This is a genomic window from Nakamurella lactea DSM 19367 (assembly GCF_000426645.1).
GTDB classification, from domain to species: domain Bacteria; phylum Actinomycetota; class Actinomycetes; order Mycobacteriales; family Nakamurellaceae; genus Nakamurella; species Nakamurella lactea.
Genome location: NZ_KE384551.1, coordinates 175,878 through 202,187, shown reverse-complemented (window position 1 = coordinate 202,187; position 26,310 = coordinate 175,878). Strand labels below are relative to the sequence as shown.

General features: G+C 69.9%; 25 protein-coding genes, 1 tRNA gene and 1 pseudogene. 17 read left to right on the top strand and 10 right to left on the bottom strand.

The window, feature by feature from the left end:
* Nucleotides 1-13 precede the first annotated feature (13 nt).
* Nucleotides 14-646 (bottom strand): TIGR03086 family metal-binding protein, encoded by a 633-nt coding sequence (locus K340_RS34880; protein ID WP_051267697.1) that lies wholly within the window; start codon nucleotides 644-646, stop codon nucleotides 14-16.
* A gap of 64 nt (nucleotides 647-710) precedes the next feature.
* Between K340_RS34880 and K340_RS0126175 the strand changes: the two genes are divergently transcribed.
* The gene (locus K340_RS0126175) at nucleotides 711-1,145 is read left to right on the top strand and encodes a MarR family winged helix-turn-helix transcriptional regulator (protein ID WP_029138860.1); all 435 of its coding nucleotides are present in this window, start codon (nucleotides 711-713) and stop codon (nucleotides 1,143-1,145) included.
* Nucleotides 1,146-1,166: 21 nt separating this feature from the next.
* Here K340_RS0126175 and K340_RS0126170 read toward each other — a convergent pair whose 3' ends face one another.
* The 4 genes from K340_RS0126170 to K340_RS0126155 all read right to left on the bottom strand — a co-directional run bounded on the left by K340_RS0126170 (nucleotide 1,167) and on the right by K340_RS0126155 (nucleotide 6,073).
* Complete coding sequence (locus K340_RS0126170) at nucleotides 1,167-2,156, bottom strand: zinc-dependent alcohol dehydrogenase (RefSeq protein WP_029138859.1); 990 nt, start codon at nucleotides 2,154-2,156, stop codon at nucleotides 1,167-1,169.
* 145 nt (nucleotides 2,157-2,301) lie between these two features.
* Entirely contained in the window at nucleotides 2,302-4,575 is a 2,274-nt protein-coding gene (locus tag K340_RS37200) for a LutB/LldF family L-lactate oxidation iron-sulfur protein (protein WP_084615047.1), read from the bottom strand.
* On the bottom strand, nucleotides 4,572-5,354 hold the full coding sequence (locus K340_RS33565; RefSeq protein WP_051267696.1) for a (Fe-S)-binding protein: 783 nt from the start codon (nucleotides 5,352-5,354) through the stop codon (nucleotides 4,572-4,574). The genes K340_RS37200 and K340_RS33565 overlap by 4 nt, the downstream gene beginning before the upstream one ends.
* A 47-nt stretch (nucleotides 5,355-5,401) precedes the next feature.
* The gene (locus K340_RS0126155; RefSeq protein ID WP_029138858.1) at nucleotides 5,402-6,073 is read right to left on the bottom strand and encodes a GOLPH3/VPS74 family protein; all 672 of its coding nucleotides are present in this window, start codon (nucleotides 6,071-6,073) and stop codon (nucleotides 5,402-5,404) included.
* An 82-nt stretch (nucleotides 6,074-6,155) separates the two neighbouring features.
* Here K340_RS0126155 and K340_RS0126150 point away from each other — a divergent pair, with 82 nt between their 5' ends.
* Both K340_RS0126150 and K340_RS0126145 read left to right on the top strand, forming a co-directional pair.
* On the top strand, nucleotides 6,156-6,845 hold the full coding sequence (locus tag K340_RS0126150; protein ID WP_029138857.1) for a FadR/GntR family transcriptional regulator: 690 nt from the start codon (nucleotides 6,156-6,158) through the stop codon (nucleotides 6,843-6,845).
* Nucleotides 6,845-7,822: a Ppx/GppA phosphatase family protein gene (locus tag K340_RS0126145; RefSeq protein ID WP_029138856.1), complete on the top strand. Its 978-nt coding sequence runs from the start codon at nucleotides 6,845-6,847 to the stop codon at nucleotides 7,820-7,822. Before K340_RS0126150 ends, K340_RS0126145 begins: the two co-directional genes overlap by 1 nt.
* Before the next feature lie 89 nt (nucleotides 7,823-7,911).
* Here the strand turns inward: K340_RS0126145 and K340_RS0126140 are convergent, their stop codons facing one another.
* Entirely contained in the window at nucleotides 7,912-10,311 is a 2,400-nt protein-coding gene (locus K340_RS0126140) for a bifunctional lysylphosphatidylglycerol flippase/synthetase MprF (protein WP_161632195.1), read from the bottom strand.
* Between the two features lie 293 nt (nucleotides 10,312-10,604).
* Between K340_RS0126140 and K340_RS0126135 the strand changes: the two genes are divergently transcribed.
* A complete protein-coding gene (locus K340_RS0126135; protein WP_029138854.1) occupies nucleotides 10,605-11,354 on the top strand; it encodes a uracil-DNA glycosylase in 750 nt (249 codons plus the stop codon).
* Nucleotides 11,355-11,408: 54 nt separating this feature from the next.
* Nucleotides 11,409-11,485: transfer RNA gene (locus K340_RS0126130), tRNA-Leu, on the top strand.
* A 52-nt stretch (nucleotides 11,486-11,537) separates the two neighbouring features.
* Here the strand turns inward: K340_RS0126130 and K340_RS0126125 are convergent.
* Nucleotides 11,538-11,876, bottom strand: coding sequence for a hypothetical protein (locus K340_RS0126125; protein ID WP_029138853.1), 339 nt, complete (start codon nucleotides 11,874-11,876; stop codon nucleotides 11,538-11,540).
* Nucleotides 11,877-11,999: 123 nt separating this feature from the next.
* On the opposite strand from K340_RS0126125, the gene K340_RS0126120 reads away from it, so the two are divergent.
* The 3 genes from K340_RS0126120 to K340_RS0126105 all read left to right on the top strand — a co-directional run bounded on the left by K340_RS0126120 (nucleotide 12,000) and on the right by K340_RS0126105 (nucleotide 13,972).
* Nucleotides 12,000-12,683 (top strand): alpha/beta fold hydrolase, encoded by a 684-nt coding sequence (locus tag K340_RS0126120; RefSeq protein ID WP_029138852.1) that lies wholly within the window; start codon nucleotides 12,000-12,002, stop codon nucleotides 12,681-12,683.
* Nucleotides 12,684-12,890: 207 nt separating this feature from the next.
* A complete protein-coding gene (locus K340_RS0126110) occupies nucleotides 12,891-13,676 on the top strand; it encodes a Bax inhibitor-1/YccA family protein (protein ID WP_029138851.1) in 786 nt (261 codons plus the stop codon).
* Nucleotides 13,677-13,678: 2 nt separating this feature from the next.
* Nucleotides 13,679-13,972 (top strand): hypothetical protein, encoded by a 294-nt coding sequence (locus tag K340_RS0126105; RefSeq protein WP_029138850.1) that lies wholly within the window; start codon nucleotides 13,679-13,681, stop codon nucleotides 13,970-13,972.
* Nucleotides 13,973-14,046: 74 nt separating this feature from the next.
* Here K340_RS0126105 and K340_RS33560 read toward each other — a convergent pair whose 3' ends face one another.
* A complete protein-coding gene (locus K340_RS33560) occupies nucleotides 14,047-14,982 on the bottom strand; it encodes an SGNH/GDSL hydrolase family protein (protein ID WP_051267695.1) in 936 nt (311 codons plus the stop codon).
* Between the two features lie 201 nt (nucleotides 14,983-15,183).
* Between K340_RS33560 and K340_RS0126095 the strand changes: the two genes are divergently transcribed.
* The 4 genes from K340_RS0126095 (at nucleotide 15,184) to ilvA (ending at nucleotide 20,319) form a co-directional block, all read left to right on the top strand.
* Nucleotides 15,184-16,545, top strand: coding sequence for a cystathionine beta-synthase (locus K340_RS0126095; protein WP_029138849.1), 1,362 nt, complete (start codon nucleotides 15,184-15,186; stop codon nucleotides 16,543-16,545).
* A 5-nt stretch (nucleotides 16,546-16,550) separates the two neighbouring features.
* Nucleotides 16,551-17,726, top strand: coding sequence for a cystathionine gamma-synthase (locus tag K340_RS0126090; RefSeq protein WP_051267694.1), 1,176 nt, complete (start codon nucleotides 16,551-16,553; stop codon nucleotides 17,724-17,726).
* A 128-nt stretch (nucleotides 17,727-17,854) separates the two neighbouring features.
* Complete coding sequence (locus tag K340_RS0126085) at nucleotides 17,855-19,024, top strand: ROK family protein (protein WP_161632194.1); 1,170 nt, start codon at nucleotides 17,855-17,857, stop codon at nucleotides 19,022-19,024.
* Between the two features lie 80 nt (nucleotides 19,025-19,104).
* Complete coding sequence (gene ilvA, locus K340_RS0126080) at nucleotides 19,105-20,319, top strand: threonine ammonia-lyase (RefSeq protein ID WP_029138846.1); 1,215 nt, start codon at nucleotides 19,105-19,107, stop codon at nucleotides 20,317-20,319.
* A 104-nt stretch (nucleotides 20,320-20,423) separates the two neighbouring features.
* Here the strand turns inward: ilvA and greA are convergent, their stop codons facing one another.
* The gene (gene greA / locus K340_RS0126075; RefSeq protein ID WP_029138845.1) at nucleotides 20,424-20,918 is read right to left on the bottom strand and encodes a transcription elongation factor GreA; all 495 of its coding nucleotides are present in this window, start codon (nucleotides 20,916-20,918) and stop codon (nucleotides 20,424-20,426) included.
* Between the two features lie 438 nt (nucleotides 20,919-21,356).
* On the opposite strand from greA, the gene mca reads away from it, so the two are divergent.
* From mca to K340_RS37380, 3 genes and pseudogenes are all read left to right on the top strand, one after another.
* On the top strand, nucleotides 21,357-22,286 hold the full coding sequence (mca, locus tag K340_RS0126070) for a mycothiol conjugate amidase Mca (RefSeq protein WP_029138844.1): 930 nt from the start codon (nucleotides 21,357-21,359) through the stop codon (nucleotides 22,284-22,286).
* Nucleotides 22,283-22,675 (top strand): hypothetical protein, encoded by a 393-nt coding sequence (locus K340_RS33555; protein ID WP_051267692.1) that lies wholly within the window; start codon nucleotides 22,283-22,285, stop codon nucleotides 22,673-22,675. The genes mca and K340_RS33555 overlap by 4 nt, the downstream gene beginning before the upstream one ends.
* Nucleotides 22,676-23,220: 545 nt before the next feature.
* Nucleotides 23,221-23,775, top strand: a pseudogene (locus tag K340_RS37380) (hypothetical protein); the annotation flags it as partial.
* Nucleotides 23,776-23,821: 46 nt separating this feature from the next.
* Here K340_RS37380 and trhA read toward each other — a convergent pair.
* Nucleotides 23,822-24,496, bottom strand: coding sequence for a PAQR family membrane homeostasis protein TrhA (gene trhA / locus K340_RS0126055; protein ID WP_029138843.1), 675 nt, complete (start codon nucleotides 24,494-24,496; stop codon nucleotides 23,822-23,824).
* Nucleotides 24,497-24,586: 90 nt separating this feature from the next.
* On the opposite strand from trhA, the gene K340_RS0126050 reads away from it, so the two are divergent.
* Nucleotides 24,587-25,354 (top strand): isoprenyl transferase, encoded by a 768-nt coding sequence (locus K340_RS0126050; RefSeq protein WP_029138842.1) that lies wholly within the window; start codon nucleotides 24,587-24,589, stop codon nucleotides 25,352-25,354.
* 214 nt (nucleotides 25,355-25,568) lie between these two features.
* Nucleotides 25,569-26,303 (top strand): response regulator transcription factor, encoded by a 735-nt coding sequence (locus tag K340_RS33545; protein WP_051267691.1) that lies wholly within the window; start codon nucleotides 25,569-25,571, stop codon nucleotides 26,301-26,303.
* The last annotated feature ends 7 nt before the right edge of the window (nucleotides 26,304-26,310 follow it).

The following is a 26,310-nucleotide window of genomic DNA, read 5'->3' as shown; positions in this document are numbered from 1 at the left end:
CAGCCCCGAGGGTTTACGCCGTGTGCTCGATCGCCGGAGGCGTGAGCACCGGCGCGGGGCGGCGGATCGGGAAGACCAGCGGGTCGCGGCCGAGCAGGCGAAGCGTCTGCTGCCACGGCGACCCGGTGGCCGGCAGCGCGTGGCCGAACGCGGCGCCCGGCTGGTCCCGGCGTTCGTCGTCCGGGATCGGCTGGGCGATCGCGAACACCGCCGCCGCCAGATCCTCGCCCGGCTCGAATGGCTGGCCCAGCGAGCGCGCCACGTCCCAGGTGTGCACGACCGTGTCCAACAGTTGCGCACCGATGATCATCGGCAACGGCAACGGCTGGGTGGGATGCAGCTCCACCTCCAGTGCCGAGTCCTCCAGGTCGGCGCCGGCGAAGGCATCCAGCAACTCCTGGGTCGATTGCCGCCAGACCCGCGGGCTGAACGGCACCGGTCGGTAGGCGGACTTCGGGGCATTGCCCTCACGGACCGCCTGGGCGAAGCCGAAGTGCTGCCCGACCATGTGGGCCAGCAGCTCGCCGAGGTTCCATTCGGCGCACGGCGTCGGTAGTTCCCGCTCGGCGACCACGATCGGATCGACGTAAGTGTTGGCGATGGAGATCGCCTTGCGATGCAGAACCCGCTGGTCAACTGTGCTCATGACTCCCCATTTCATCACAATATTGTGACGATCGCTAGTGGGTGACGACCTCTAGACTGTGTCGATGGAACAACGGCTGCTGGATGAACGTCGCGACCTACTCGCTTCGTTACTGCCGATCGCCAGGGCGCTGCGCAAGATCGAGGACGCCGCCGCTGCCGGGCACGGGGTGAGCATGTGGCAATACGCGGCTCTCGCCCTGGTGGCCAAGGTTCCGGGGTTGAGCCAACGCGAGGCCGCCGACCGGATGGACTACAGCCGGAACCGGATCATCGCTGACCTCGACCATCTGGAGAAGGAGGGGCTGCTGATCCGCCGACCCGGCTCCGACCGCCGGGCGAATGTGCTGGAGGCGACGCGCCGTGGGGTCGCGGTGATGCAGCAGGTGCGGGCCGAGATCCATCGCCGGGAGGACGAGCTGTTGGCCGACCTGACCCCGGACGACCGCCGGGACTTCGACCGGACGGTCCGGCTGATCGGTGAACTGGTGCGTCGCTGACCTCCGGCCCGACCCGGCCGGTCAGGTCCAATCGACGATGACGCCGGAGATCGAGGTATCGCCACGGTCGAGCCTGGCGTAGATGTCGGGCAGTTGATCCGGCCGGATCCGGTGGGTGACCATCTCATCGAGGGACAGTCGGCCGGCGGCGATCCGGTCGATGATCAGGGCGAGATTGCGGGGTCGGGTCCATCGAGCCAGGTCCAGCGGCACGTCGGTCACCGGATGGGCGTACCCGGAGGTGAGGGTGATCTCCTTGGTCATCAGGTCACCCTCCAACAGGTTGATACCGGCAACCGACGTGTGTCGGGACACCACGCACAGCCGGCCGCCGCGTCGCAGGAGTTGGTAGGCCTGCCGGACCGCCTGCCAGGATGACGCGCTCTCCAGCGCGAGGTCGACACCGGCCGGCCCGGCGAAATCGTTCACCGCGGCAGCGACGTCAGCGGAGTCGGCCAGGACGGCCAGGTCTGCACCGATCCTGGTGGACAGCTCGAGCCGGTCTGCAGCGAGGTCCAGCGCGATCGTCCGCAACCCCCAGGCGCGAGCCACCGCGATGCCGGCCAGTCCGACCACGCCCTGCCCGAAGACCGCGGCGCTCTCGCCGAACGTCGGGCTGCAGCGCCGCAGCGCATGCAGGGCTATCTCGGCCACCAATGCGTAGGCGAACCGTTGGTCGTCGGCCCCGGTCGGTAGCCGGAAGGCGTTACCCGCATCGACCACGGCCCAGGACTGGTGCGGTTCGAGGACGAACACGCGATCGCCGGGATCGAATCCGACGACGTCCCGGCCGACCTGCTCAACAGTGCCGACCATGCTGTAGCCGCTGGCCATCGGATACTCCTGCGGATTCTGCGGGACGTGCTCCTCGCCCCGGTACATCCGGACCTCGGTTCCTGCGCTCACCGCGGTGTACCTCGCCCTGACCAGCAACTGGCCGGCGCCGATCGGGGGAACGGGTTGTTCGACCAGCTCGGTTGCTCGTGGACCGGTGAGGCGGAAGGCGGGCACATCGGCTCCTAGAAATGGAATGACGTTTTAGGAACCGTATCCACCGCCGCAGCTGCCGTCAACGGCTGTCGGTGAGTCGTCGGTCGACCGCCCGGCGCCGGCTCCGAGCGGGCCGACCCTGCCGCGCGTGGCGCGGGACAACCCGCTACGGCCGGATGATCAGCACGTCCAGGGTGCGCGGTCCGTGCACACCCTCGACCCGGGACAATTCGATATCGCTGGTGGCCGACGGGCCGGAGATCATCGTCAGCGGAGCGGTCGGCGTCAGCCGGGCGATGCCCTCGGGCACCGACTCGACGATCTGGTCGGCCCACAGCACCACCAGGTGCCGGTCCGGCACCAGGCTGATCGCCCGCCGGCCCTGGCCGGGTCCGGCGTCCAGGATGATGGTGCCGGTCACCGCGATCGCCACCCTCGCCTGGGTGACCACCGCGTCGATGCCGTCCAACTCCGCTGACGACAACGTGTTCGGCTCACCGTCGACCGTCACCGCGCGGCCGTTGCCGCGCGCGGCGTCGACCACCCGCTGCTCCAGCCCGGGACCGATCACCAACGAGCGCACCGGATCCAGTGCCCGGGACACCGCGTCGGCCAATTCGTTCTCGGCGATCACCCGGACGCCTGCCTTATAGTCCTCGAGGCGGTCCACCAGCAGCTCGATCGCCTCGGTCGAACCCGGTGCCATGGTGCCGGACGTCCGGTACTCCCGCGGAACCGGCTCGGGAGTCGGAGCATCGGCGATGGCCGACAGGATCCGGTCGAGGATGACGTCGCGGGTGCTGTGTCGTCCGGTTCGCCGGCCGCGCTCGGCTGCGGGCACAGATCCGGCCCCTTCGTCGCCGTTTCGGTGTCCTCGCGTCGCTGTGCCGGCGGACGAGGGTGGCTGCTTCGTCTCCGGCTTCGTGTCTTCACTTTGCTGTTCCTGCGAACGAGGGGGCGGTGGCGCCTGGTGTTCGGAGGCCCACCAATCGCGGAACGTCTGCTTCGGCGGATCGGGCAGGTCGCGGGAGCCGGTCCAGGCGCTGAGCGGCCAGGGCAGCGAGCTGATCCTGCCCTTCTTGCCGGCCAGCAACCGACCGACCTTGAGGCCCTTCTCCGCTGTGGCGAAACGCTTCTCGCTGCTCATCACCCAGGATGCGGTCTTCATTGCGGCGTCCCAGCCGCCGGGGATCTTCCGGTCGCGATCGGCGTCGACGGCACGGCCGCGGAGTTCGACCAGGATGGTCGGGATGTCGATCTTGACCGGGCAGGCGTCGAAGCAGGCGCCGCAGAGCGACGAGGCGAACGGCAGCGACGCGCTGGGGTCGTCGTGGCCGCTGATCCCGGTGAGCTGCGGGGTGAGGATGGCGCCGATCGGACCGGGGTACACCGAGCCGTAGGCGTGCCCGCCGGCCCGTTCGTACACCGGGCAGACGTTCAGGCAGGCCGAGCAGCGGATGCAGTGCAGCGCAGCGCGTCCGACCTCGTCGGCCAGGGCGTTGGTGCGACCGTTGTCCAGCAGTACGAGATGGAACTCCTGTGGTCCGTCGCCGGGGCTGACGCCCGTCCACAGCGACGTGTAGGGATTCATCCGCTCGCCGGTGGACGAGCGGGGGAGCAGCTGCAGGAACACCTCCAGATCGGAGAAGGTCGGCAGCAGCTTCTCGATGCCCATCACGGTGATCAGCGTTTCCGGCAGGGTCAAGCACATCCGCCCGTTGCCCTCGGATTCGACGACGGCCAGCGTTCCGGTGTCGGCGATGGCGAAGTTCGCCCCGGAAATGGCCACCTTGGCGGAAAGGAACTTCTTCCGCAGGTGCTCGCGGGCGGCCATCGCCAGCCGGCGCGGCTCGTCGGTGAGATCCGCTGGGGCATCGGGCATCTCGCGCAGGAAGATCTCCCGGATCTCGCTGCGGTTGCGGTGGATGGCCGGCACCAGGATGTGCGATGGCTTGTCGTGGCCGAGTTGGACGATCAGTTCGGCCAGGTCGGTCTCGAAGGCAGCGATGCCCTGTTCCTCGAGGTACTCGTTGAGCCCGATCTCCTGGGTGGCCATGGATTTCACCTTGACCACCTCGTCGGCCCCCTTGGCCTTGACGAGTTCGGTGACGATCCGGTTCGCCTCCTCGGCGTCGGTCGCCCAGTGCACAACGCCGCCGCGGGCGGTGACCGCCGCCTCCAGCTGCTCCAGCAGCGCGGGCAGATCCTTCATCACCTGCTGTTTGACGGCGGATCCGGCGTCCCGCAACGCCTCCCAGTCGGGCAGCTCGCCGACCACGGCAGCCCGCTTGGCCCTGATGGTGGCGGTGGCGTTGCCGAGGTTGCGGCGTAGCTGGGTGTTGGCCACCTCGTGTTTGGCGGCCTGCGGGAACGACTCGGTACCGCGTAACGGGGATTCGTCAGGCGCGGCCCGCCGGGGGATGCCGAGGAAGGTGGTCACCGGGAGTCTCCGATCGCATCGACGAACTCCACCGCGACCGGGGAATCCTTGGTGGAGGCCAGGATCTCGGCCAGGTGCACGGTGCGGACGCCGGTCCGCAACCGGCTGAGGCCCCCGCCGATGTGCATCAGACACGACGAGTCGCCGGCGCTGCACACCTCGGCCTTGGTGGCCTGCACGTTGGCCATCTTGTCGGCCAGCATCGCGGTCGACACGTCCGGATTCTTCAGCGCGAAGGTGCCGCCGAAGCCGCAGCAGACGTCAGCATCCGGCAGGTCGACCAGGTCGATGCCCTGTACCGCGCGCAGCAACTGCAGTGGCTTCTCGCCGACCCGCAGCATGCGCAGCGAGTGACAGGTCGGGTGATAGGTGACCCGGTGCGGGAAGTATGCGCCGACGTCCGTCAGCCCGAGTACGTCGACCAGCAACTCGCTGAGTTCGTAAGTGCGACCGGCCAGCTCGGTGGCCCGCTGCGCGAGGGCGGCGTCACCCCCGCGGTTGGCCACCATCGCGTGTTGGTGTCGCACCGAGCCCACGCACGAGCCGGACGGCGCGACGGCGACGTCCCACTGTTCGGCGGAGAACACCTCGACGTAGTTGCGAACGATCGGCAGTGCCTCGTCCAGATACCCGGTGTTGACGTGCATCTGGCCGCAGCAGGTCTGCCCGGCCGGGAATACCACCTCGTGCCCGAGCCGCTCCAGCAACGCGACGGTGGCCTTGGCGACGTTCGGGAACATCGCGTCGGCCAGGCAGGTGGCCATCAGCGCGATCCGCATGGCACTCCTCGGCTAGACATCGTGTGGTCTGACCACACTAACGCACCTCAGGTGCCGCTGGAGGTGACGATGGTCGGCACCATCACCGCGACCATCACCGCCGCCTGGACATCGGCGATCGCCTTCTTGACCGCGGCGCCGGCCCACTCGCCCTCGCTCAGTTCGGCGGCGCGCGCCTTCAGGCTCTTCTTGTCCGCGTCGGGGAAGAGCTTCGGCAGCGCCTGGCAGGCCGCCAGCAGGGAGATCAGCGCCGCGGTGTGCGGCGAATCGGGCCGGGCGTTCTGCAGCAGGGCGAACTGCAGCCGGTTGCGCAGATCGGCCTCATGCCGACCGTCGATCTCCGGCCAGCTGGTCCTGGTGAACACGCCGAGCACCTTGGTCTGCTCCTTGGACACCCAGCCCTTGTCGGCGATCCGTTCGAGCAGCGGCTGGCGCACCTTGCCGGCGATCTTCTTGATCACCTCACCGGCCCGGCGCGGCCGGTCGGCGCAGGCGTCCCAGGCCACCGCCAGCGTCGGATCGGTGGGGCGCCCACCCACCGCACTGATCTTCGGGCCCCCGGAGCGGGCCGGCCCGTCGGGGACGATCGCACCGGCCATCGCCAATTCCAGGACCAGGGCGCCGGCCAGTGCAGCGTTCAACTGGGTGGCATCGACCAGCGGCCGGCCGGACCTCTCCTCCAACAGGAGCAGCAGCATGTCCTCGGCGAGTAGGTCCATAGCGGCAACGGTACTCACGTGGCCGGGTCGAGGCAGAGGTTCGCCGCGGGGTTGCACCGGGGCGCTTCCCTAGACTTCAGGTGTGCGCGCCTACCAGGAAGTGCTGGCCAGGATCGAGCAGGACCTGCTCACCGGCCGGATCGACGTCGGGGGACGGCTGCCGCCCGAACGCGAGTTGGCGCTGCGTTACGGCGTGTCCCGGGCCAGCGTCCGGGAGGCGATCAAGGTGCTGGAGGCGATGGGGGTGATCCGGACCAACGTCGGATCGGGTCCGGGCGCCGGTGCGGTGGTCATCGCCGATCCCGCGGCGCCGATCGGATCCGCGCTGCGCTGGCACCTGGCCAGCCGTCACCTGCCGGTCGCCGACCTGGTCGGCACCCGGGTGCTGATCGAGTCGTGGGCGGTGCAGGCCGCCGCCGGGAACGCCGGCGCCGAGCAGCTGGCGGGAGCGACGGAATTGTTGCGGGCCATGGAGAACCCTGGGCTGACGGCCGAGCAATTCCTGGAGCTCGACACCCAGTTCCACGTGGCGCTGGCCGAGGCGGCAGGCAACGGGGTGATCACCGCGATCATGCAGGCCATGCGGCACGGCATCCAGGCCTACGTCACCGAGGCGGTGTCCGCACTGACCGACTGGCCGGCGATGGCCGAGCGGCTGCGCGCCGAGCATGCCCAGGTGCTGGCCGCCGTCGTCGACGGCGACGGGCCGGCCGCCGGGCGCGCGGTGACCGCGCACATCAACGGGTTCTATGCCGACACCGGGGTCGGCTGATGACCGGCCCGCCGTTGCGGGTGGCCGCGATCGACTGCGGTACCAACGCCATCCGGCTGCTGATCGCCGATGTGATCTCCGACGGCGGCCGGCCGCGGCTGGTCGACGTGCACCGGGAGGAGCGCCTTGTCCGCCTGGGTGAGGGGGTCGACGGGACCGGAATGCTGGCATCGCAGGCGATCGACCGGGCCTGGCGGGCGCTGGCCGACTACGCGGCGTTGATCCGGGCCGCCGGGGTACTGGACATCAGGATGGCAGCCACCTCGGCGGCCAGGGATGCCGGCAACGCCGCCGAGTTCGTCGAGGTGGTCCGCTCGACCATTCACCGCGAGCCGGAGGTGCTGACCGGCAGTCAGGAAGCGGAGATCGGTTTCGTCGGCACCACCCGCGAGCTGGACCCGTTGGGCGGCAAGGTGTTGGTGGTGGACATCGGTGGGGGATCGACCGAGTTGGTGGTCGGCCGGCCGGCCGGCGCCGATGGGGCGGCGCCGGATGCGTCGGTGAGCATCGATGTCGGCGCGGTACGGATCACCGAGCGCATCCTGCGCGGCGATCCGCCGTCGGCGCCGCAGCTCGCCGAGGCGACCGGGTGGGTGAGCCGGCTGACCGGGCCGGCCCTCGACCGGCTGCCGCTGCGCGGTGTCCGGCAGGTGGTGGCGGTGGCCGGCACGGCGTTGACGGTGGCGGCCGCCGCGCTCCGGCATGTCGACCTCGACCCGGCCGCGCTGCACCTGGCGACCGTCCCGATTGCCGAGATCGACCGGGCGACAAAGCTTCTGCTCGGCGCCAACCGGGCGCATCGGGCGGCCCTGCGCTACGTGCCGGCCGGCCGGGTGGATGTGATCGGTGGCGGCGCGCTGATCCTGCGCACCATCACCGAACAGCTCGCCGAGCGGATCGGCATCGACAGCATCACCGTGTCGCAGCACGACATCCTGGACGGGCTGGCGCTCTCGCTGGTGCCGCAGCTCGGCTGAACCCGCCCGCCTTCGCGGGTCGTACTGTGGTTATCCGCCCGACTTGTCCGGTCATCACGACCGCTTGACCTGCGAACCCGGGGGACGGCTCAGGCAGCGGCCGCTGCCAGCGGTTCCCGCCGGCCCGGCCGCAGCACCTTGGCCACCGCCAGCGCCTGGCCCGCCGAGAGGTTCGGCAGGTAGGCGCGGCCGATCGCGACGGCGATCTCGGCCAGATCGGCCTGGAACCCGTAGGCCAGGTGCACCGGCTCGAACCGCGGGTGGAACTTGGTCTTGTAGGCGAGCAACGACCGGAAACCGTAGGCAGGCTCGAGCATCTCGCCCATCCGGTCCAGCCCGCGGGCCAACCGGTCCATCGGCACCGAACCGGAATCGCCGACCGGCCGGGCCAGTGGTGCCACCGACAGGCTGACGAAGTCATAGCCCTCGCGTTGGAAGGCCAAGGCGCTCTCGGCGATCAGGAATTCCATCACCGGGCGGAACCCGTCGGTGCGACGACGCATCACGTCCAGCGTCCAGCCCACCACCCGGCCGCCGTCGTGCACCGGCATCCAGGTGGTGACGCCGTGCACCACCCCGTCATCGCCGACCGCGACATGGGTCCGCATCACACCGTCCCGGGCCAGTTCCACCGTGCCGAGGGTGAAGCCCATCTCCGGCAACGGTTTTCCGTCAGCCCAGGCCCGCGACACCTCGTCGATGCCGGCCAGCACATTCGGATCGGCGGTGGCCTGATCGACCACCTGGAAGCGAATGCCCTCCCGCTCGGCGCGGTTGCGCGCGGTCCGCACGTCCTGCCAGGACTTGCCGGTGAAGGCCAGCTCGGTCAGTTCGATCACCGCGTCCTCACCGATCTGGGTGTGCTGCCAGGCATTTCCGGTGGCGGCCAGGAACTTGTCGGTCACCGAGTACCAGGCCGGTGTCCAGCCCGAGCGCAGGCAGAACCGCTGGAACTCGGCGGCCGCCGCCTTCCACCGGTGCCGCGGTCCGACCGGGTCACCGATGGCGATGGCGACCCCGGACACCACCCGGTACCCGACTGCGACGTCACCGGCGGCGCAGAACCAGCCGCGGAAGGCCGGCCAGCTGCGCTGCCAGCCCAGATTGCCGCCGCCGTTGCGGCGGATCATCGCGATCATCCGGTCGCGCGCCGGGAGCCGGCCGTCCCGACGACCCCGGTCCAGCCGGCCGGGTACGTCCGCCGCGTAGAGCAGCGGCACCAGTAGGAAGATCAGCGCGATCGCCCAGGCCCACGTGGTGAGCAGCAGAATGGTGTGGGCGGTACGGGTATGCGCGGCGAACCCGCCGTCCTGGAACAGTGCGCGGGCGACCACCTGATGCGCCCGGACGCCTTCGTCGGCGCCGGCCAGCTGGCTGCGCAGCACCCACAGCACCATGCTCGATCCGGCGATGAACACGCCGACTGCGATCAGCAGCCTTGGTAGTGCCCGGCGCAGGGCGCCGGTCGGCAGTCGCCACGGCCAGTAGCCGCGGGTGGCAACCAGTGCCGCCAGCAGCAGCCCCCAGAGCAGCAGGTCCGCCGAGGCGTGCCCGGGGTGGGCGACGGCTGCCCTGGTCACCGCCAGCGCGGCGACGGCCAGCGCCGCCCACCAGGCCAGCGGTAGGCCGCGGCGCAGTGCATTCGCCACCACCAGTACCACGCCGACGAAGATCAGCGCCGGAGCGAGCGCGCCCAGATGGCCGGTGTCGGCCGTCAGTCCGTTGCCGAAGATGCCGCCGTTGCCGGGATAGATCGCGGTGACCAGCCGGGAGACGGCCAGAACGACCATCGCCCAGGCGATTGCGGTCCGCACCCGCTTGATCCGCGGGATCCTCCCGGCGCTGACGTCCGCCGACCGGCGGCCGGCCAGCACCGGTCCGGCGAGCAGTCCGGCCGTCCAGCCCACCAGATGTTCGGCATCCCAGAGCAGCCCGGAGCGCAGCACCATCACCAGCAGATAGGCCGACACCACCCAACGCACCCGGCGTCGGATCGGGGCGCTCATCAGGCAGGTGGCGGCACCCAGCAGGCCGATTGTTCCGGCGGACATTCCCAGATCCGTCTGTCCGGCGACCAGTTGTGCCCACGGCCAGCTCAGCTGGCCGGCGCCGGCGAGCGCGAACGCCACTCCGACCGTGCCGATCAGATGGGTACCGAGCAGTGCCACGGCGGACCGCGCGGCGCCGACCTGCCGCTCGTAGTAGCCGACCGCAACGGCGACCAGCGGACACATCACCAGATACATGGTGGCGTCCGGCAGCACGACGGCCCCGACCCCGAACTTCCAGAACTGGCCGTCCTGCAGGGCCGACAGGCCGTACCCGATCCGCGCACCCAGTTCGTCCGGGCTGCCGCCGATGACGACGTGGATCAGGCCACCCACCAGCAGCATGGCCAGCACCATGGCGGTGGTGAACGGCAGGGTGCGGACCAGGCCGGGGACCGCGCGCAGGGCAGCCACCGAACGGGAACCGATGGCGGTCGTCATCCGGGCGAGGCTGCCGATTGCGGCGGGTCGCCGGGACGAAGGTTCGGTGGGCACGTCTTTGGGACGCAGGTGGCGTTCATCGGTTCCGGCGCTCACGGCCATGCCTGACTTCTCCTCGGTCGGGGCCGACCCTGCTCTCGGTTCGGCCTCCATCTGATGCTTCGGAACGCTATGAGGATTCATCCGGCGCCCCCAGCCCCTCAGGGGGCCGATTCGGGGTGGGGCTAGGCCGACCGTCCGGGGTGGAGTTGACGGCATCAAAGGCGCTGGCACGGTCATGGGACGATGCATCGATGACCGACCCGACCCGCGCGCCGAGTGCCGCCCGGTCCGCCGGCACGCTCGGTGACCTGGACGCGCTGGTCGGCAGCTGTCGGGCCTGCCCCCGGCTGGTGGCCTGGCGGGAGGAGGTTGCGGCGAACCCACGTGCGTCGTTCGCCGGCCAGACCTATTGGGGCAGAGCGGTTCCCGGCTTCGGCCCGGCCGATGCCCGGATCCTGGTGGTGGGCCTGGCCCCGGCCGCGCACGGCGCGAATCGCACCGGCCGGATGTTCACCGGCGACCGCTCCGGTGATGTGTTGTTCGCGGCCCTGCACCGCGCCGGGCTGGCTTCCCAGCCGCACGCCGTCTCCGCTGACGACGGACTGACGCTGTCCGGCATCAGGATCACCGCGCCGGTGCACTGCGCGCCACCGGCGAACAAGCCGACGCCGGGGGAGCGCGACACCTGCGCCCCGTTCCTGCAGCGCGAACTCGAACTGGTCCACCCTCAGGTGGCGATGGTGCTGGGTGCCTTCGGCTGGCAGGCACTGTTGGCGTCACTGGCCGCGTCCGGCTGGAGCATTCCGCGTCCGCGACCGAAATTCGGCCACGGCGCCGAGGCCGTCGTCAGCCGAGTTGATCCGGACACCGGCGGACGCAGCGAGCTGATCCTGCTCGGCTGCTACCACGTCAGCCAGCAGAACACCTTCACCGGAACCCTCACCCCGGACATGCTGGACGCGGTGATCGGGCGGGCGAAGGCGCTGGTCGGCTTACCCTGATGCGCGAGACCGCGGTCCGCGAACCGTCATTCCGGTTTTCGAGCGCCGCGATCCGCCCCCGTAGCCCAATCGGCAGAGGCAGGCCACTTAAAATGGTCACAGTGTGGGTTCGAGTCCCACCGGGGGCACCACCGGAGCACTCGGTGCTGACCGGCCGTCAGCTGGAACTCCGGACGCTCCGGCTCAGCGGTCTTTCGGGAGTGCGTCGTCGATCGCTCGGATCTGGCCGAAGTAGCGCCGATTGACCTTCATCTTCTCGCCGCCGACCGTGAGGTCATAGAACAGGCCCGTCGGCTCGCCGAGACGCTGGCCACGAGCCGATTCCTCGATCAGCCGCTTGACCGCGGTCTGCGAGAACGTCCCGGACCGGAACACCAGGAACCGGCGATCGGTGGCGACGACAACGCGATAACCGCCCTCTCCGAGGCGATTGCGGATCGTCTGCTGACCGGCGAACGCACCCTGGACCTCCTCGCCCGGGGCGAGGTGTTCGCGCGCGTTCTTGATGATCGCGTCGGCCATTGCCATGGTTCTGCTCCGTCCGCTTGCCGTCGTGCCGCCCGGACGAGCCTGCCACCCAGAGCAGTGACCGCCCGCGGCGGCACCGGACGGCTGATCGAGTGCGGGCCGGCGTAGTTTCTGGCAATGGCGGATTTCGTGCTGATCCACGGGACGACGCAGACGCCGCGGGGATGGGATCGGCTGACGGAAGCGCTGCGTTCGCGAGGCCATCGGGCGGTGGCCGTTGACCTGGCCGGTAGCGACGAACGCTCGATCACCGGGTACGCCGAGGAGATCCGCCGGCAGGCGCCCGCTGAGCTGCACGCGCCCATCGTCGTCGCACACTCGGGCACCGGGCCCGTGCTGCCGGCCGCGGCCGGGCTGCTCGGCGCGCAGCGACAGGTCTGGCTGGCCGCGATCGTCCCGGATGGCCGACGCCCACTTCTCCAGGAGATCCGATCCGCGCCCACCGAGATCTTCAACCCCGAGTGGCCGGGCAAGGACCCGACCGCAGATCCCGTTCTGGCCGGCCACTTCCTGTTCCACGACTGCGATCTCGAGACGCTGCAGTGGGCGCTCACCACGTTGCGGTTGTTCGCGCCGGCCGCGCTCTACGCCGACCCGGTGACCCTTCTTCCGAGCATCCCGTCCAGTTACGTCCTGGCCACGCAAGATCGAACACTGCGACCCACCTGGTGCCGGCGGGCCGCCGAGCAGCGCCTCGGCGCCGAGGTCATCGAGATCGACGCGGGACACTGCCCGCACGTGTCGCGGCCGAGCGAGCTCGCCGACATCCTCGACCGGCTGACCGTGGCCGCAGCCGGCTGACCAGTGTCGACCTCCCGGTGCTGTATTCGGCGGGTCGGATCCGGTCGCCGGACGAGTCCGCCGAGGTGGTCGGGCGGCGCCCCGGTGGCGGCGCGGAACTCTCCGGGTCGTCGAAGCGTTGATCCAGATGAGCCACCGCGACGCACCCGGCCCGGGTGCCGGGATCGGTAGCGTCACAGGAAAGACCCGACATCTCTTTCGGAGGACATCGTGCCGAGCAGCAATCCTGCCTTCCGCAACATGGAGGCGGTGATCAACGGGCAACAGGCCGCGCCGAGCGCCGAGTACCTTGACCAGCTGTACCACCAGCCCGCGTATCAGAAGCCGCCGGTGCAGACCGAGCGCCTGCTGACGTTGGACGACGTGGTCACGAAGACTGCCACCCTGCTAGGCACGGCAATCGTCGCGGGCGCGATCACCGCCTACTTCCAGGCGTATGCGCTGGCCATCCCGGCGGCCATCGTGGGTTTCGTGCTGGCCATGATCGTCATCTTCAAGCGGTCCACCAGCCCCGCGTTGATCGTGCCCTACGCGATCGTCGAGGGGGTGCTGCTGGGTGCGATCACCGCGGTCTTCGAGGACCAGTGGGCGGGCATCGCCATCCAGGCCATCCTGGCCACCGTCGGTGTCTTCGTCGGCATGCTGGTGGTCTACAAGACCGGCGTGATCCGGGTGACCCCGAAGTTCACCAAGATGCTGATCGGCGGCATGGTCGGCGTCCTCATCCTGATGGTGGGCAACCTGGTGCTGGGCGGGCTGTTCGGCATCAACATGGGGCTGCGGGACGGCAGCACCACGGCCATCATCTTCTCCATCGTCTGCATCGCGATCGCCGCATTCAGCTTCATGCTGGACTTCGAGGCCATCGACCAGGCGATCAAGCAGAACGCCCCGGCGAAGACCGCCTGGTACTTCTCCTTCGGCTTGATGGTGACCCTGGTCTGGCTGTACCTGGAGATCCTGCGGCTGCTCGGCTACATGCGTTCCGACTGACCGTGACCGACCCGCTTCACCGGCCGGACCCGCAGCTCGACGACCTCGTTCATCGGCTGCGGGTCCGGCCGTTGTCGTCGTGGCAGCACGGCGACCGGATCGAGCGCACCCGGATCGCCCTGCAGCAGTTGGCCGACCTGGCCGCCGCCGCGCAGCAGCGTCCGTCGCTGCCGGTGCCGGAGCTGTCCCCGATGTCGTTGGCCGATCAACTCGCGGTGCTCGCCGCCGAGGCAGGCGGGGCTGACGAGGTCGCCGTCATCCTCGGTCGGCTCGCTGCGGACCTGGGAATCCGCTGACGGTTCGCCAACCCGTCCCGGGTGCACCGAAAGTGGACGCGGAGGATCACCGCCCTTGCCCAGGGTGAAGGCCGTCAGCCGGTGGCGCGGGCGTCCAGGGCCCGCCGGGCGGCCTCGATCACCTCGGGCGTCATCACGTCCACCGCCCTGGCGTAGCCGGATGCCGACGGATGGAAACCATCGGCGTAGAACAGATCCGGCCGGCCGCGGAACTCCGGCGACACCAACCGGCCGATCGCGATCGGCACGCCGTCGGCGGCCCGGACCGCCCGGTCCTGCAGCGCCGCCAGCCGCTGCGACCAGCGGGTGACGAGCGTCCGCAGCGGCTGCGGGATCGGCGCGATCACCCCGAAGTCCGGACAGGTCGCCACCACCACCTGCACCCGCTCGGCGCGCAATCCGGCCACCGCGGCACCCAACAGCCGGGCGGCCCGACCCGGTGGCACCCGCTCGGTGATGTCGTTGGCGCCGATGACGATCACCGCCAGGTCGGGTCGCTCGGCCAGCGCGGCGGTGACCTGGTCGGCCAACTCCGCGGATGCCGCACCGACCCGGCCGTGGGTGGACAGCCGCACCGGCACCGCGAACTCGGTGGCCAACCGGCGGGCCAGCAGCACTCCGGGAAGTTGGTCGGCACGATCGGTGCCGAACCCGACCGAGGTGGAATCACCCAGCATGGTGAGCGTCAGACCGGCAGTGGCATCGCCGGCGGGAGCCGGACCAGGATTCTCGGCCCGCGGCATCGCGGTGCGGGCCGGCGGATACAGCCCGTCGCCGTCCGGCGGCCTGATGTCCCCGGCGGCGAGGGTGCGGCCAGGCGGGATGGCGCCGGAGGCGACAGCGGCGTCGATCGCCGCGTCCTCGATCCGGCGGGCCGCATCCCTGGCCTGACCCGACATCGCCGCCCAGCCGATCCCGCCCAATCCGACCAGCGCGACGCCGACGGTAGCGGCGGCGGTGACCGCGGTCGCTCCGAGGCCGTTGTGGGGATGATCGTCGCTGCGGGCCACGCCCGCATTCTGCCCGAGGGCCGGTGGCGACCGCAGGTGGATTCCGCGGCCGGCGGATCCGGTCCGGCGCCCGCCGGCGCACCGACGCGGTGAGATCTGCCGCGCGCGGCGAACCCTCCGGGGGCCGCTAGCCTGACCTCAGCAGCATCAGCGCGCCGGTTCCGGCCCGGCCGCGCCCCGATCGTCAAAAGAGGAGACATCGTGCGATACGCGAATTCGGTGATCGATCTGGTCGGCGGCACCCCGCTGGTCAAACTGAACGCCGTCACCGAAGGCATCGAGGCGCTGGTACTGGCCAAGGTGGAGTACGTCAATCCGGGCGGCAGCGTCAAGGACCGGATCGCACTGAAGATGGTGACCGCGGCGGAGGAGTCCGGTGCGCTCAAGCCCGGCGGCACGATCGTCGAACCGACCAGCGGCAACACCGGGGTCGGCCTGGCCCTGGTGGCGCAGCAGCGCGGCTACCAGTGCATCTTCGTCTGCCCGGACAAGGTCAGTGAGGACAAGCGGAACGTGTTGCGGGCGTACGGCGCACAGGTGGTGGTCTGCCCGACCTCGGTACCGCCGGAGGATCCGGGTTCCTACTACAACGTCTCCGACCGGCTGGCCAGGGAGACCCCCAACGCCTGGAAGCCGGACCAGTACTCGAACCCGAACAACCCGGCCAGCCACTACGAGACCACCGGCCCGGAGATCTGGGCCGACACCGACGGCAAGATCACCCACTTCGTGGCCGGCGTCGGCACCGGCGGCACCATCTCCGGCACCGGCCGCTACCTCAAGGACCAGTCGCCGGCGGTCAAGGTGATCGGCGCCGACCCGGAGGGCAGCGTGTACTCCGGCGGTTCGGGCCGGCCGTACCTGGTCGAGGGGGTGGGTGAGGACTTCTGGCCGACCGCCTACGACAAGACGGTGACTGACGACATCGTCGCGGTGAGCGATGCCGAGTCGTTCGAGATGACCCGCCGGCTGGCCCGGGAGGAAGGGTTGCTGGTCGGAGGTTCGTGCGGCATGGCGGTGGCCGCGGCGCTCAAGGTGGCGAAGGGCCTGACCAAGGACGACGTTCTGGTGGTGCTGCTGCCGGACAGCGGCCGCGGTTATCTCTCGAAGATCTTCTCCGACAGTTGGATGGCCTCCTACGGTTTCCTGACCCGCGACGACGCCGCGACCGTCGGAGACCTGTTGCACGCCAAGAGCGGATCCATTCCGGCCCTGGTGCACACCCACCCTGCCGAGACGGTGCGGGACGCGGTGGAGATCCTGCACGAGTACGGGGTCTCGCAGATGCCGGTGGTGAACGCCGAGCCGCCGGTGGTGGCCGGCGAGGTGGTCGGCTCGGTGTCCGAGAAGGCCTTGCTGGATGCGCTTTTCACCGGGAGAGCGGCGATGGCCGATCAGGTGTCGGCGCACATGGACGCACCGTTGCCGCTGATCGGCGGCGGCGAGTCGGTGGAGGATGCGCGGAACGCGCTGGAATCGTCCGACGCATTGATGGTGGTGGAGGACGGCAAGCCGTCCGGTGTGGTCACCCGGGCAGACCTGCTCGCGTTCGCGGCCCGGTGACGTCGATGACGACTGTGCCTGCGGCCCAGAATGATTCGAACGCCGATGACGGTTTCGCGACCATGGCGATCCACGCCGGCCAGGACCCGGAGGCGCTGACCGGATCGGTGGCGGTGCCGATCTACCAGACCTCCACCTACGCGCAGGACCAGGTCGGGGTGCTGCGCGCCGGCTACGACTATTCGCGGGCCGGCAACCCGACCAGGACCGCGCTGGAAACCGCGCTGGCGGCGCTGGAGGGCGGCCGGTTCGGCCACGCTTTCTCCTCCGGGATGGCGGCCGCCGACACCGCGCTGCGGGCGATGCTCAAGCCTGGCGAGCATCTGGTGATACCGAACGACGCGTACGGCGGTACCTTCCGGCTGATCGACAAGGTCCTGGTGCCGTGGGGGATCAGCTACACCGCGGTGCCGCTGTCCGACCTTGATGCGGTTCAGGCCGCGATGACCCCGGCGACCAAGCTGATCTGGGCCGAGACCCCGACCAACCCGCTGCTGAACATCGCCGATATCGCCGGTCTGGCCGAGATTGCCCACCAGAGCGGCGCGAAGCTGGTGGTGGACAACACTTTCGCCAGCCCGTACCTGCAGCAGCCGCTGGCACTGGGCGCCGATGTCGCACTGCATTCGACCACCAAGTACCTCGGCGGGCACTCGGACGTGATCGGCGGCGCGCTGATCACCTCCGACCAGGAGCTGGGCGAGGCCTTCGGGTTCCACCTCAAGTCGATGGGCGGAGTGGCCGGGCCGTTCGACTCCTGGCTGACCCTGCGCGGAGTGAAAACCCTTGCGGTGCGGATGGATCGGCACTGCGACAACGCCGAAGCGGTCGCCGACATGCTGCTGTCGCAGAAGAAGGTGCGCAAGGTCTACTACCCGGGCATCCCTGAGCATCCCGGACACGACATTGCCGCCGGGCAGATGCTGCGGTTCGGTGGCATGGTCAGCTTCCGGGTGGTCGGCGGCCAAGAGGAGGCGGTGAAGATCTGCTCTCGGACCAGGCTGTTCACCTTGGCCGAGTCGCTCGGCGGCATCGAGTCGCTGATCGAACACCCCGGCCTGATGACGCACGCGAGCGTCGCCGGCTCCAGCCTCGAGGTGCCCGACGACCTGATCCGGCTGTCGGTCGGCATCGAGGACATCGAGGACCTGCTCGCCGATCTGGCTGACGCACTGGCTTAGTGGTTGGGTCGTGGCACCGGCGGCGCTCCGGGTGACGGGACCGTCACCCTGCGCGCCGCCGGCGCCGGCGGTTGCCGATTCGTCCGAACCTGCCCCGTCAGCGGGGTGGAATTGAAAGAATGGCGATCATGCGGGAGGAACTGAGTGGCGGGTCCGGCGGCGCCGAGCATGCGCAGGTGGTGTCGGCGGCGGTGTTGGCTGCCGCGGCCAGGGGTGAGGACGAGTCGGGCGGAGTCGATCCGCTGTTGCTGCGGGCCGGGGATCCGGAAGCGACGGCGCGGATGACGGCCGCCGATTTCGATCCGGAGGATGCGCTCGGGCCGGACGTCTCCGAGCCGGTACTTGACCCCGCGCACTGTGCGCTGACCATCTCCGTCGAGCCGGGCCGGATCGATGTGTCCCTGGTCGCCCGGCGCGGTGAACTGGTTTCCGCGCAACGGATCCCGGCGGTCGGCGCGGACATGCAGCCGGAAAGGGCGTTCGACACCCTCACCGAATCGGTGACCGCCGTGCTGCACGCTGCCGGCATCGAGCCAGAGGACGCGGACACGCTGGCCGGGATCGGGGTGGTGGCCGCCGGCACGGACGTGGCTGCACCGGCCACGGCCTATCGCGGCAGCGGGTGGCGATCGTTCCCGTTGCGCGAACGACTTTCCGACCGCTACGGGCTGTCGGTCACCCTGCAGTCACCGGCCGCTGCCATGACGGCCGGCGAACACTGGCGCGGCGCCGGCCGCGGCCGCCGGAACATGCTGGGCGTGGTGCTCGGACACGGTATCGACGGCGCCCTGGTGATCGACGGCCGGATGATGGTCGGCACCACCGGCAATGCCGGGCACATCGGCCACGTCTGCGTCGACCCGTACGGCCCACCCTGCGCCTGCGGTGGGCGAGGTTGTCTGCAGGCGGTGGCCGGCGGGGCGGCGATCGCCGAGTGGGCCCGCACGCACGGCGGGAGCGACCCGGCCGCCGATGCGCGGGCGGTGACGGAGGCGGCCCGGCGCGGGGATCCGGTGGCGCTGGCCACCCTGCGCCGCGCCGGCGAGGCGATCGGCCAGGCGGTGGCCGGCGCCGTCACCCTGCTGGATCTGGACGTGGTGGTACTCGGCGGGCCGCTGGCCGGCGCCGGCAGCGTGCTGTTCGACCCGATCGCCGACGGCTACGCCCGGTTCGCGGCACTCAACTACGCCTCCCCGGCACGGGTGGTGCCGGCATTGCTGGGCCGGGAGGGTGCCCAGGTCGGCGCCGCCGCCGCAGTCCTTGAGGCGCACGCCTACCCGACCGGGTTGTCCGCCTGAAATGGCACCAGGAGTGCGCATCGAGCGCACTCTCGGCGCACTGAGCCGGCAGGCCGCGACCCACATGGCAAGATCGCGACATGACCTCGCTGGTGACCCTCGACGAAATCCGTGCCGCGCGCGAACTGCTCCGCCCGATCATCCGGGAAACGCCGATGGAATCGTCCCGGCCACTGTCCGAACGGCTCGGCGGCGCCGTCCACCTCAAGTGCGAGAATCTCCAGCGCACAGGGTCTTTCAAGATCCGCGGCGCCTACACCAGGATCGCCCGGCTGTCCGATGACGAGAAGGCCGCCGGGGTGGTGGCGGCCAGTGCCGGCAACCACGCCCAGGGGGTCGCACTGGCCGCGTCGCTGCTGGGCATCCGCTCCACCGTGTATATGCCGGTCGGGGCGTCGATCGCCAAGCTGCAGGCCACCAAGGCCTACGGCGCCGACGTGCACCTGTTCGGCACCACCTTGGACGACTCGCTGATCGAGGCCCGCAAATACGCCGAGGAGACCGGTGCGGTGTTGGTGCACCCGTTCGACCACCCGGACATCCTGCGCGGCCAGGGCACCACCGGCCTGGAGATCCTGGAGCAGGTACCCGAGGTGAAGACGGTGATCGTCGCACTCGGCGGCGGCGGCCTGATCTCCGGGATCGCCGTCGCGATCAAGGCCCAGCGGCCGGATGTCCGGATCGTCGGCGTCCAGGCCGAACAGGCGGCGGCCTGGCCGGATTCGCTGGGGGCGGGGCATCCGGTCCGGCTCGGGCAGATGGCCACGCTGGCCGATGGGATAGCGGTGGGAGAGCCGACGGCCCTCACCTTCGCGCACGTGTCGGAACTGGTGGACGAGATCGTCACCGTCTCGGAGGACCAGCTCTCGCGCGCGATGCTGCTCTGCCTGGAACGGGCCAAGCTGGTGGTCGAGGCGGCCGGCGTCGCCGGTGTGGCTGCGGTGCTGGACCAGCCGGAGCGGTTCCGGGCGCCGGCGGTGGTGGTGCTGTCGGGTGGCAATATCGATCCGCTGTTGATGAATCATGTCGTCGAGCACGGCCTGGTGGCCGCCGGCCGGTTCCTGTCGTTGCGGGTGGAGATCAGCGACCGGCCGGGATCATTGGCCCAGCTGTTGGCCGAGTTCGGCCGGCTCGGTGCCAGCGTCGTCGATCTGGAGCAGTCCAGGTTGGGCAGTGGGATCGAGCTCGGCAACGTGGAGGCGGCGATCCGGCTCGAGTGCCGCGGCAGTGACCATCACGATCTAGTACTGACGGCGCTGACCGACGCCGGCTACCGGGTTCTCGACCACAGCTGATCCGGCCCGACCCAGGAGGCGGGCCCGGTCCAGGAGGCGCGTCGACAGCAGACAGCGGCCGCGACACCCGAGGGTGACGCGGCCGCCGGAACCACGAAGAGAGGTCAGCCGGAGAACGGCTTGGCCTCCACGATGGTGACCTTCTGGGTCTTGCCGTTCGGCAGCTCGTACTCGCGGGCCTCGCCCGGGGTGGCACCGAGAATGGCGGAGCCGAGCGGGGACTGCGGCGAGTAGACCGACATGGCGCCGTGCGCGCCCTCCTCACGGGAGCCGAGCAGGAAGGTCTCGCGATCGTCGTCATCCCCGTCGTAGGAAATGGTGACGACCATGCCGGGCTCGACCGTGCCGTCGTCCGCGGGGCTGATCCCGACCTGCGCCTGGTTCAGCAGCTCCTGGAGCTGCCGGATCCTCGCCTCCTGTTTGCCCTGCTCCTCGCGGGCAGCGTGGTAGCCGCCGTTCTCCTTGAGGTCGCCTTCTTCGCGCCGGGCATTGATCTCGGCGGCGATCACGGGCCGGTTGGCGATCAGGCCGTCCATTTCGCCCTTCAGCCGGTCGTAGGCCTCCTGGGTCAGCCAGGTGCTGGTTGCGCTCTCGCTCATGGCGACTCCTCACTGCGGCGGCCACGCCGGGGAGGGCGTAGCCATAGGGCACACCGGGGATCCGGTGTGGATGGGACGGGATATGCGCCGACACGAGCGGGCTCGCTCGACGCACGGCCCGCGACAACGGTCGTACAGATCAACTGCGAACTCGGGTCGTGGTGTCGGTACTGACCCACCCGGCCCGATATATAGCGAGGCGGCCGCCGGACATCTGCCACAGTCTGCAAGCGCCGGAAGCCGCATCTTCTGTTGCCAGGATAACACGTGGACGCGCTCCAACAGCGGCTTTCGGGCCTGACGGGGGTTGTCTGCGCTGGTGGCGGGCCCGATCCGGACGCCGGTGGTGGGAGGGAGTCGATGCCCGGGTCCGGCGGTGCAAGCGCAACAATAGGCAGTGGGCCCGTGACCGGCGCGGGCCATCCGGAAGGACACGCGTTGACCGAGACCATCCTCGAGGCCGCCCAGCGGCGGAACGAGCAGGCCGCCGCCGCACCCCTGCGTCTGATGGCGGTGCATGCCCATCCCGACGACGAGTCGAGCAAGGGTGCGGCGACCCTGGCGAAGTACTCAGACGAGGGCGCCGGCGTGCTGGTGGTGTCGTGCACCGGCGGCGAACGCGGCGACATCCTGAACCCGAAGTTCACCGTCGGCGAGATCGACATGCCCAGCGTCCGGCAGCGTGAGATGGCAAGGGCGGCAGAAATTCTGGGCGTCGCACACCTCTGGCTCGGCTACGAGGACTCGGGGTACCACGAGGGCGACCCGGCCACCTGGGAGCTGCCGCCCGGGTGCTTCGGCGATCTGGACGTCGACGGTGAGGTGGAGACGTTGGTCCGGGTGGTGCGGCAGTTCCGCCCCCACGTGATGACCACCTATGACGAGAACGGCGGCTATCCGCACCCGGATCACATCCGCTGCCACGTGATCTCCAAGGCGGCCTTCGAGGCGGCCGGCGACCCGGACGCGTACCCAGCTGCGGGCGACCCCTGGGAACCGCTGAAGCTGTACTACAACGTCGGCTTCTCGCCGACCCGGATGTCGAAGATCAACGAGGCGGTCCGGGAGGCCACCGGCGAGGGCCCGTTCGACGAATGGCTCAAGCGGTTCGCGGACAACCCTCGGCCCAACCCGGCCGACCGGATCACCACCCGGATCCCCGTTTCGGAGTACTTCGAGAAGCGGGACATGGCGCTGCTGGCACACGAGACGCAGATCGATCCGGACTCGCACTGGTTTGCCGTCCCCCGGGAGATCGAGGCGCGGGTCTGGGGCACCGACGACTTCGAACTGGCGCAGAGCCGGGTCGAGACCTCGATACCGGAGAGCGATCTGTTCGCCGGTGTGCGGGAGCGGGTGCAGTCGTGAAGCTGCTTGATGGCCTGCGAGCAGCGGCCGTGCTGGCGGCGCCGGCCGAGCCACCGCCGGGTAAAGGCCCGGAATGGGGGAAGGCGGCGCCGATCGGGTTGCTGGTGATCCTGTTGTTGTGCGTGGCCATGTGGCTGCTCTTCCGCAACATGAGCAAGCACCTGCGCAAGGTCAGGGAGGCCGCCGCGGCGGAGGAGCTCGCCGCGGCGGAGGAACTCGCCGTCGCCGAGGCCGAGCGGGCGGCTGCGGCGAAGATGGCGGCCGCCGGTCGGGGTGCAGCGACGTCGCGGGCGTCCGGCGAGATCTCGAGCACCGACCCAGCCATCGCAGACTCTTCGGTCGAACCCAACTCGGAACGCTCCGGCGATGATCCGGACGATCGCCCCTGACCTGATGCTTCGGCGCTGTCGCACGGCCCCTCCCGGATCTTCGGGCGGGGCCGTTCGGCGTTGTGCACCGGAACCTGGGCGGTGATCCGATCTGGCCTCAACGTGGGCAAACCCGCAGGTCGACCTGCGGGTTCGGAAGAGTTGAGGCCAGAAATAGTCACGCGCGACTGCGGCCGGCGTCCGTGAATCCGACGCTGTCGGGAACAAATCCGCCAGCCGCGCGTTGTGTAGATGTGTAATGTTGTAATCAAACATTGCGGAGGTTGGTGACAGACACCGACCCACAGACATGAAGGAGGCTCCCGATGAGGGACCACAACACACATCGCGGCCCGCGCGCACGCTTCGGGCCGGAAGGACCGGCCGACAGCGCGGCCGGGTCGGACAACGCGGATGACGTCACCCCTCGCGGACGCGGCGGACGAGGCGGCGGGCGTGGCGAAGGCGGTCACCGCGGCGGCGAACGCGGCGAACGCGGTGAACGCGGTGAACGCGGCGAGCGGGGCGGACGCGGAGAACGTGGCGGACGCCGGGGCGGCCCGCACGGCGGATGGGGCCCGCGTGGCCCGCGCGGTCGCGGCGTCCCGGAATCTCCGGACGCCTCCGACGCGGCCGGCTGGTTCGCCGGACGGCTGCCGGAGGGCTGGTTCACCGGCGCACCCGAGGTAACGGTCGACCGCGACGAGATCCTGGTGGTCGGCACACTGCCGGCGCTCACCGAGGAACTCGACGACGCGGCGGCGCTGGCCGCTGCCCAGAACGGTCGGATCTCCCGGTTCCGGGAGGAAACCAGGGCCGAGCGGATCGATGTCGCCCGGCAGGCCGAACACCGCTACGGCCGGCAGGTGTCCTGGGGTGCAAGGATCGGCGACACCGAAGAGCTGTTCACCACGCTCTCCGCGCCGGTGATGACCCGGCTGCGGCAGGACGAGCGGCAGGTGCTGGACACACTGGTCGCGGCCGGCGTCGCCCGTTCCCGCTCCGACGCGCTCGCCTGGGCGGTCCGGCTGGTCGGCGAACACGCCGACGAATGGCTCGGCCAGCTGCGCGACGCCATGCAAGAGGTCGACCGGCTGCGCGCCGAGGGCCCCGAGCTGTGACAAGACCACCTCGATCCTCGCCGGGCCGGCTCGCCCGCCGGGCGGCTCAGTAGAGCAGCAGCCAGATGGCCACGCAGTGACACAGCGCGGCCAGCGACACCAGGGCGTGGAAGAACTCGTGGTAGCCGAACGTCTTCGGCCACGGATCCGGCCGGCGGGTGGCGTAGAACACGGCGCCCACCGAGTACAGCAGCCCGCCGGCCAGGATCAGCACCAGCGCGGCGACTCCGCCGTTGTGCAGGATGTCCGGGATCAGGAAGACGGCGACCCAGCCGAGCGCGAGGTAGAACGGCACGCCCACCCATCGCGGTGCATGCGGCCAGAGCATCTTCAGTGCCACCCCGCCCAGCGCACCGCCCCAGACGATCGCCAGCACCCAGACCCGTTTGTCCAGCGGCAGGGCCAGCACCGCGATCGGCGTGTAGGTGCCGGCGATGAACACGAAGATCATCGAATGATCGGCGCGCTTCATCCAGGTCCTGGTCCTCGAGTTCTGCCAGGTGTGCAGGTGATACGTGGAACTGATGGTGAACAGCCCGATCACCGTGAGGGTGTAGACCGCGCATGCCACCGCAGCGCTGATGCCGACGGTGGTTGCGGCCATCACCACCAGCGCGGTGCCGACCACCGATGCGATGTAGGCGGAGTACAGATGGATCCAGCCGCGGGCCCGCGGGCGAACACGGCCCGCCTGCTCGGCAACAACGGGGGCGGCGGTCATCCCTCCATAGTTCCCCACGATTGGCGTAGTCACCAGGGGCAACGGTGGTGATCTCCTCCGGCCGCAGCAACCGTGGGTAGGGTGTGACGCGTGAGGCTCCCGGCCGTCGTCTACCGACTGTACGAACGCAAGCTCACCCGGGAACTCGTCGGTGCCCAGATCCCGCACCATGTCGGCGTGATGCTCGACGGCAACCGCCGTTGGGCCCGCAAGGCCGGTTTCGAGAACGTGTCCGACGGTCACCGGGTGGGGGCAAGGCATATCGCCGACCTGCTCGAATGGTGCACCGCGGCGGGCATCGGCACCGTCACCCTGTGGTTGCTGTCCACCGACAACCTGCGGCGCTCGGATGACGAGGTCGAGGCGTTGCTGGCGATCATCCCGGACGTTGCGGACGAACTCGCCGCCCCGGACAAACCGTGGCGGCTGCGGATCGTCGGTTCGATGGACGTGCTGCCACAGCCGGTGGCCACCCGGCTGGCGGCCGCCGAGATGCGGACCGCCGACCGCACCGGGCTGCAGATCAACATCGCCGTCGGGTACGGCGGCCGCCAGGAGATCGTCGACGCCGTCCGGTCGTTGCTGGCCGAGGGCGCCGAACGCGGCGACGACCTGCCCGAGCTGATCGAGTCCGTCACCACGGAGGGCATCGGTCGGCATCTGTACACCTCGGGACAGCCCGACCCCGACCTGTTCATCCGCACCTCCGGCGAGCAGCGGCTGTCCGGATTCCTGCTGTGGCAGAGCGCGCATTCCGAGTACTGGTTCTGCGAGGCCTACTGGCCCGATTTCCGCCGGGTCGACTTCCTGCGCGCACTGCGCGACTACGCGGCCAGACACCGACGCTTCGGCGAATGAGTCAGTGAAACTGGAAACCCGTCCCCAGTCGAGCAGATTCGGCCGTTTCGGGCTGGATCTGGCCAACTGGCGACGGGTTTCCAGGCGCACCGGCAGGCGAGTCCGGTTCTCATGTCGTTCACACACCCTGACCAATCTGTTGCCCGTTTAGTGTGGTCATGTGGTGTTGGCCGCTCGAAGCGGCGATCTGGCCGTGCCTGAAGGAGGACGCATCATGTCGAGCGGTGGACGTTTATTGGTGGTCGACGACGAGCCGTCACTGCAGGACATCGTGGCCACCTCGATGCGTTTCCTCGGGTACGAGGTCGCGGTCGCGGCCACCGGCCGGGAGGCGGTCCGGGCGGCCGTCGAGACCCAACCCGACCTGATCGTGCTGGACGTCATGCTGCCCGATTTCGATGGGCTCGAGGTGATGCGCAGGGTGCGCGCCGCCGGCGTCGACGCCGGCGTCGTCTTCCTGTCCGCCAGGGACACCCCGGCCGACAAGATCGCCGGCCTGACCGCCGGCGGCGACGACTACGTGACCAAGCCGTTCGGCCTGGAGGAACTGGCCGCCCGGGTGTCGGCAGTGTTGCGCCGGGTCCGCCCGGCCGGCGACGTGACCGATGCGCTGGTGGTGGCCGACCTGACGCTGGACCCGGAGACCTACCAGGTGACCAGGGCCGGCGAGGACATCGACCTGGCACCGACCGAGTACAAGATGCTGCGCCACCTGATGATCAACTCCGGCGTGGTGCTGTCGCGGCGTCAGCTGCTGGATGCGGTCTGGGGCGTCGACTTCGTCGGCGACGATTCGGTGGTCGCCACCTACATCTCCTACCTGCGGCGCAAGATCGACCTCGACGGGCTCGAGCCGCTGATTCACACCCACCGCGGATTCGGCTACGTGCTGCGGGCGCCCCGGAAGTCTTCTGCCGCAGCGAGTTCGACCCATCAGCCGGGTGGCTGAGGCGGCG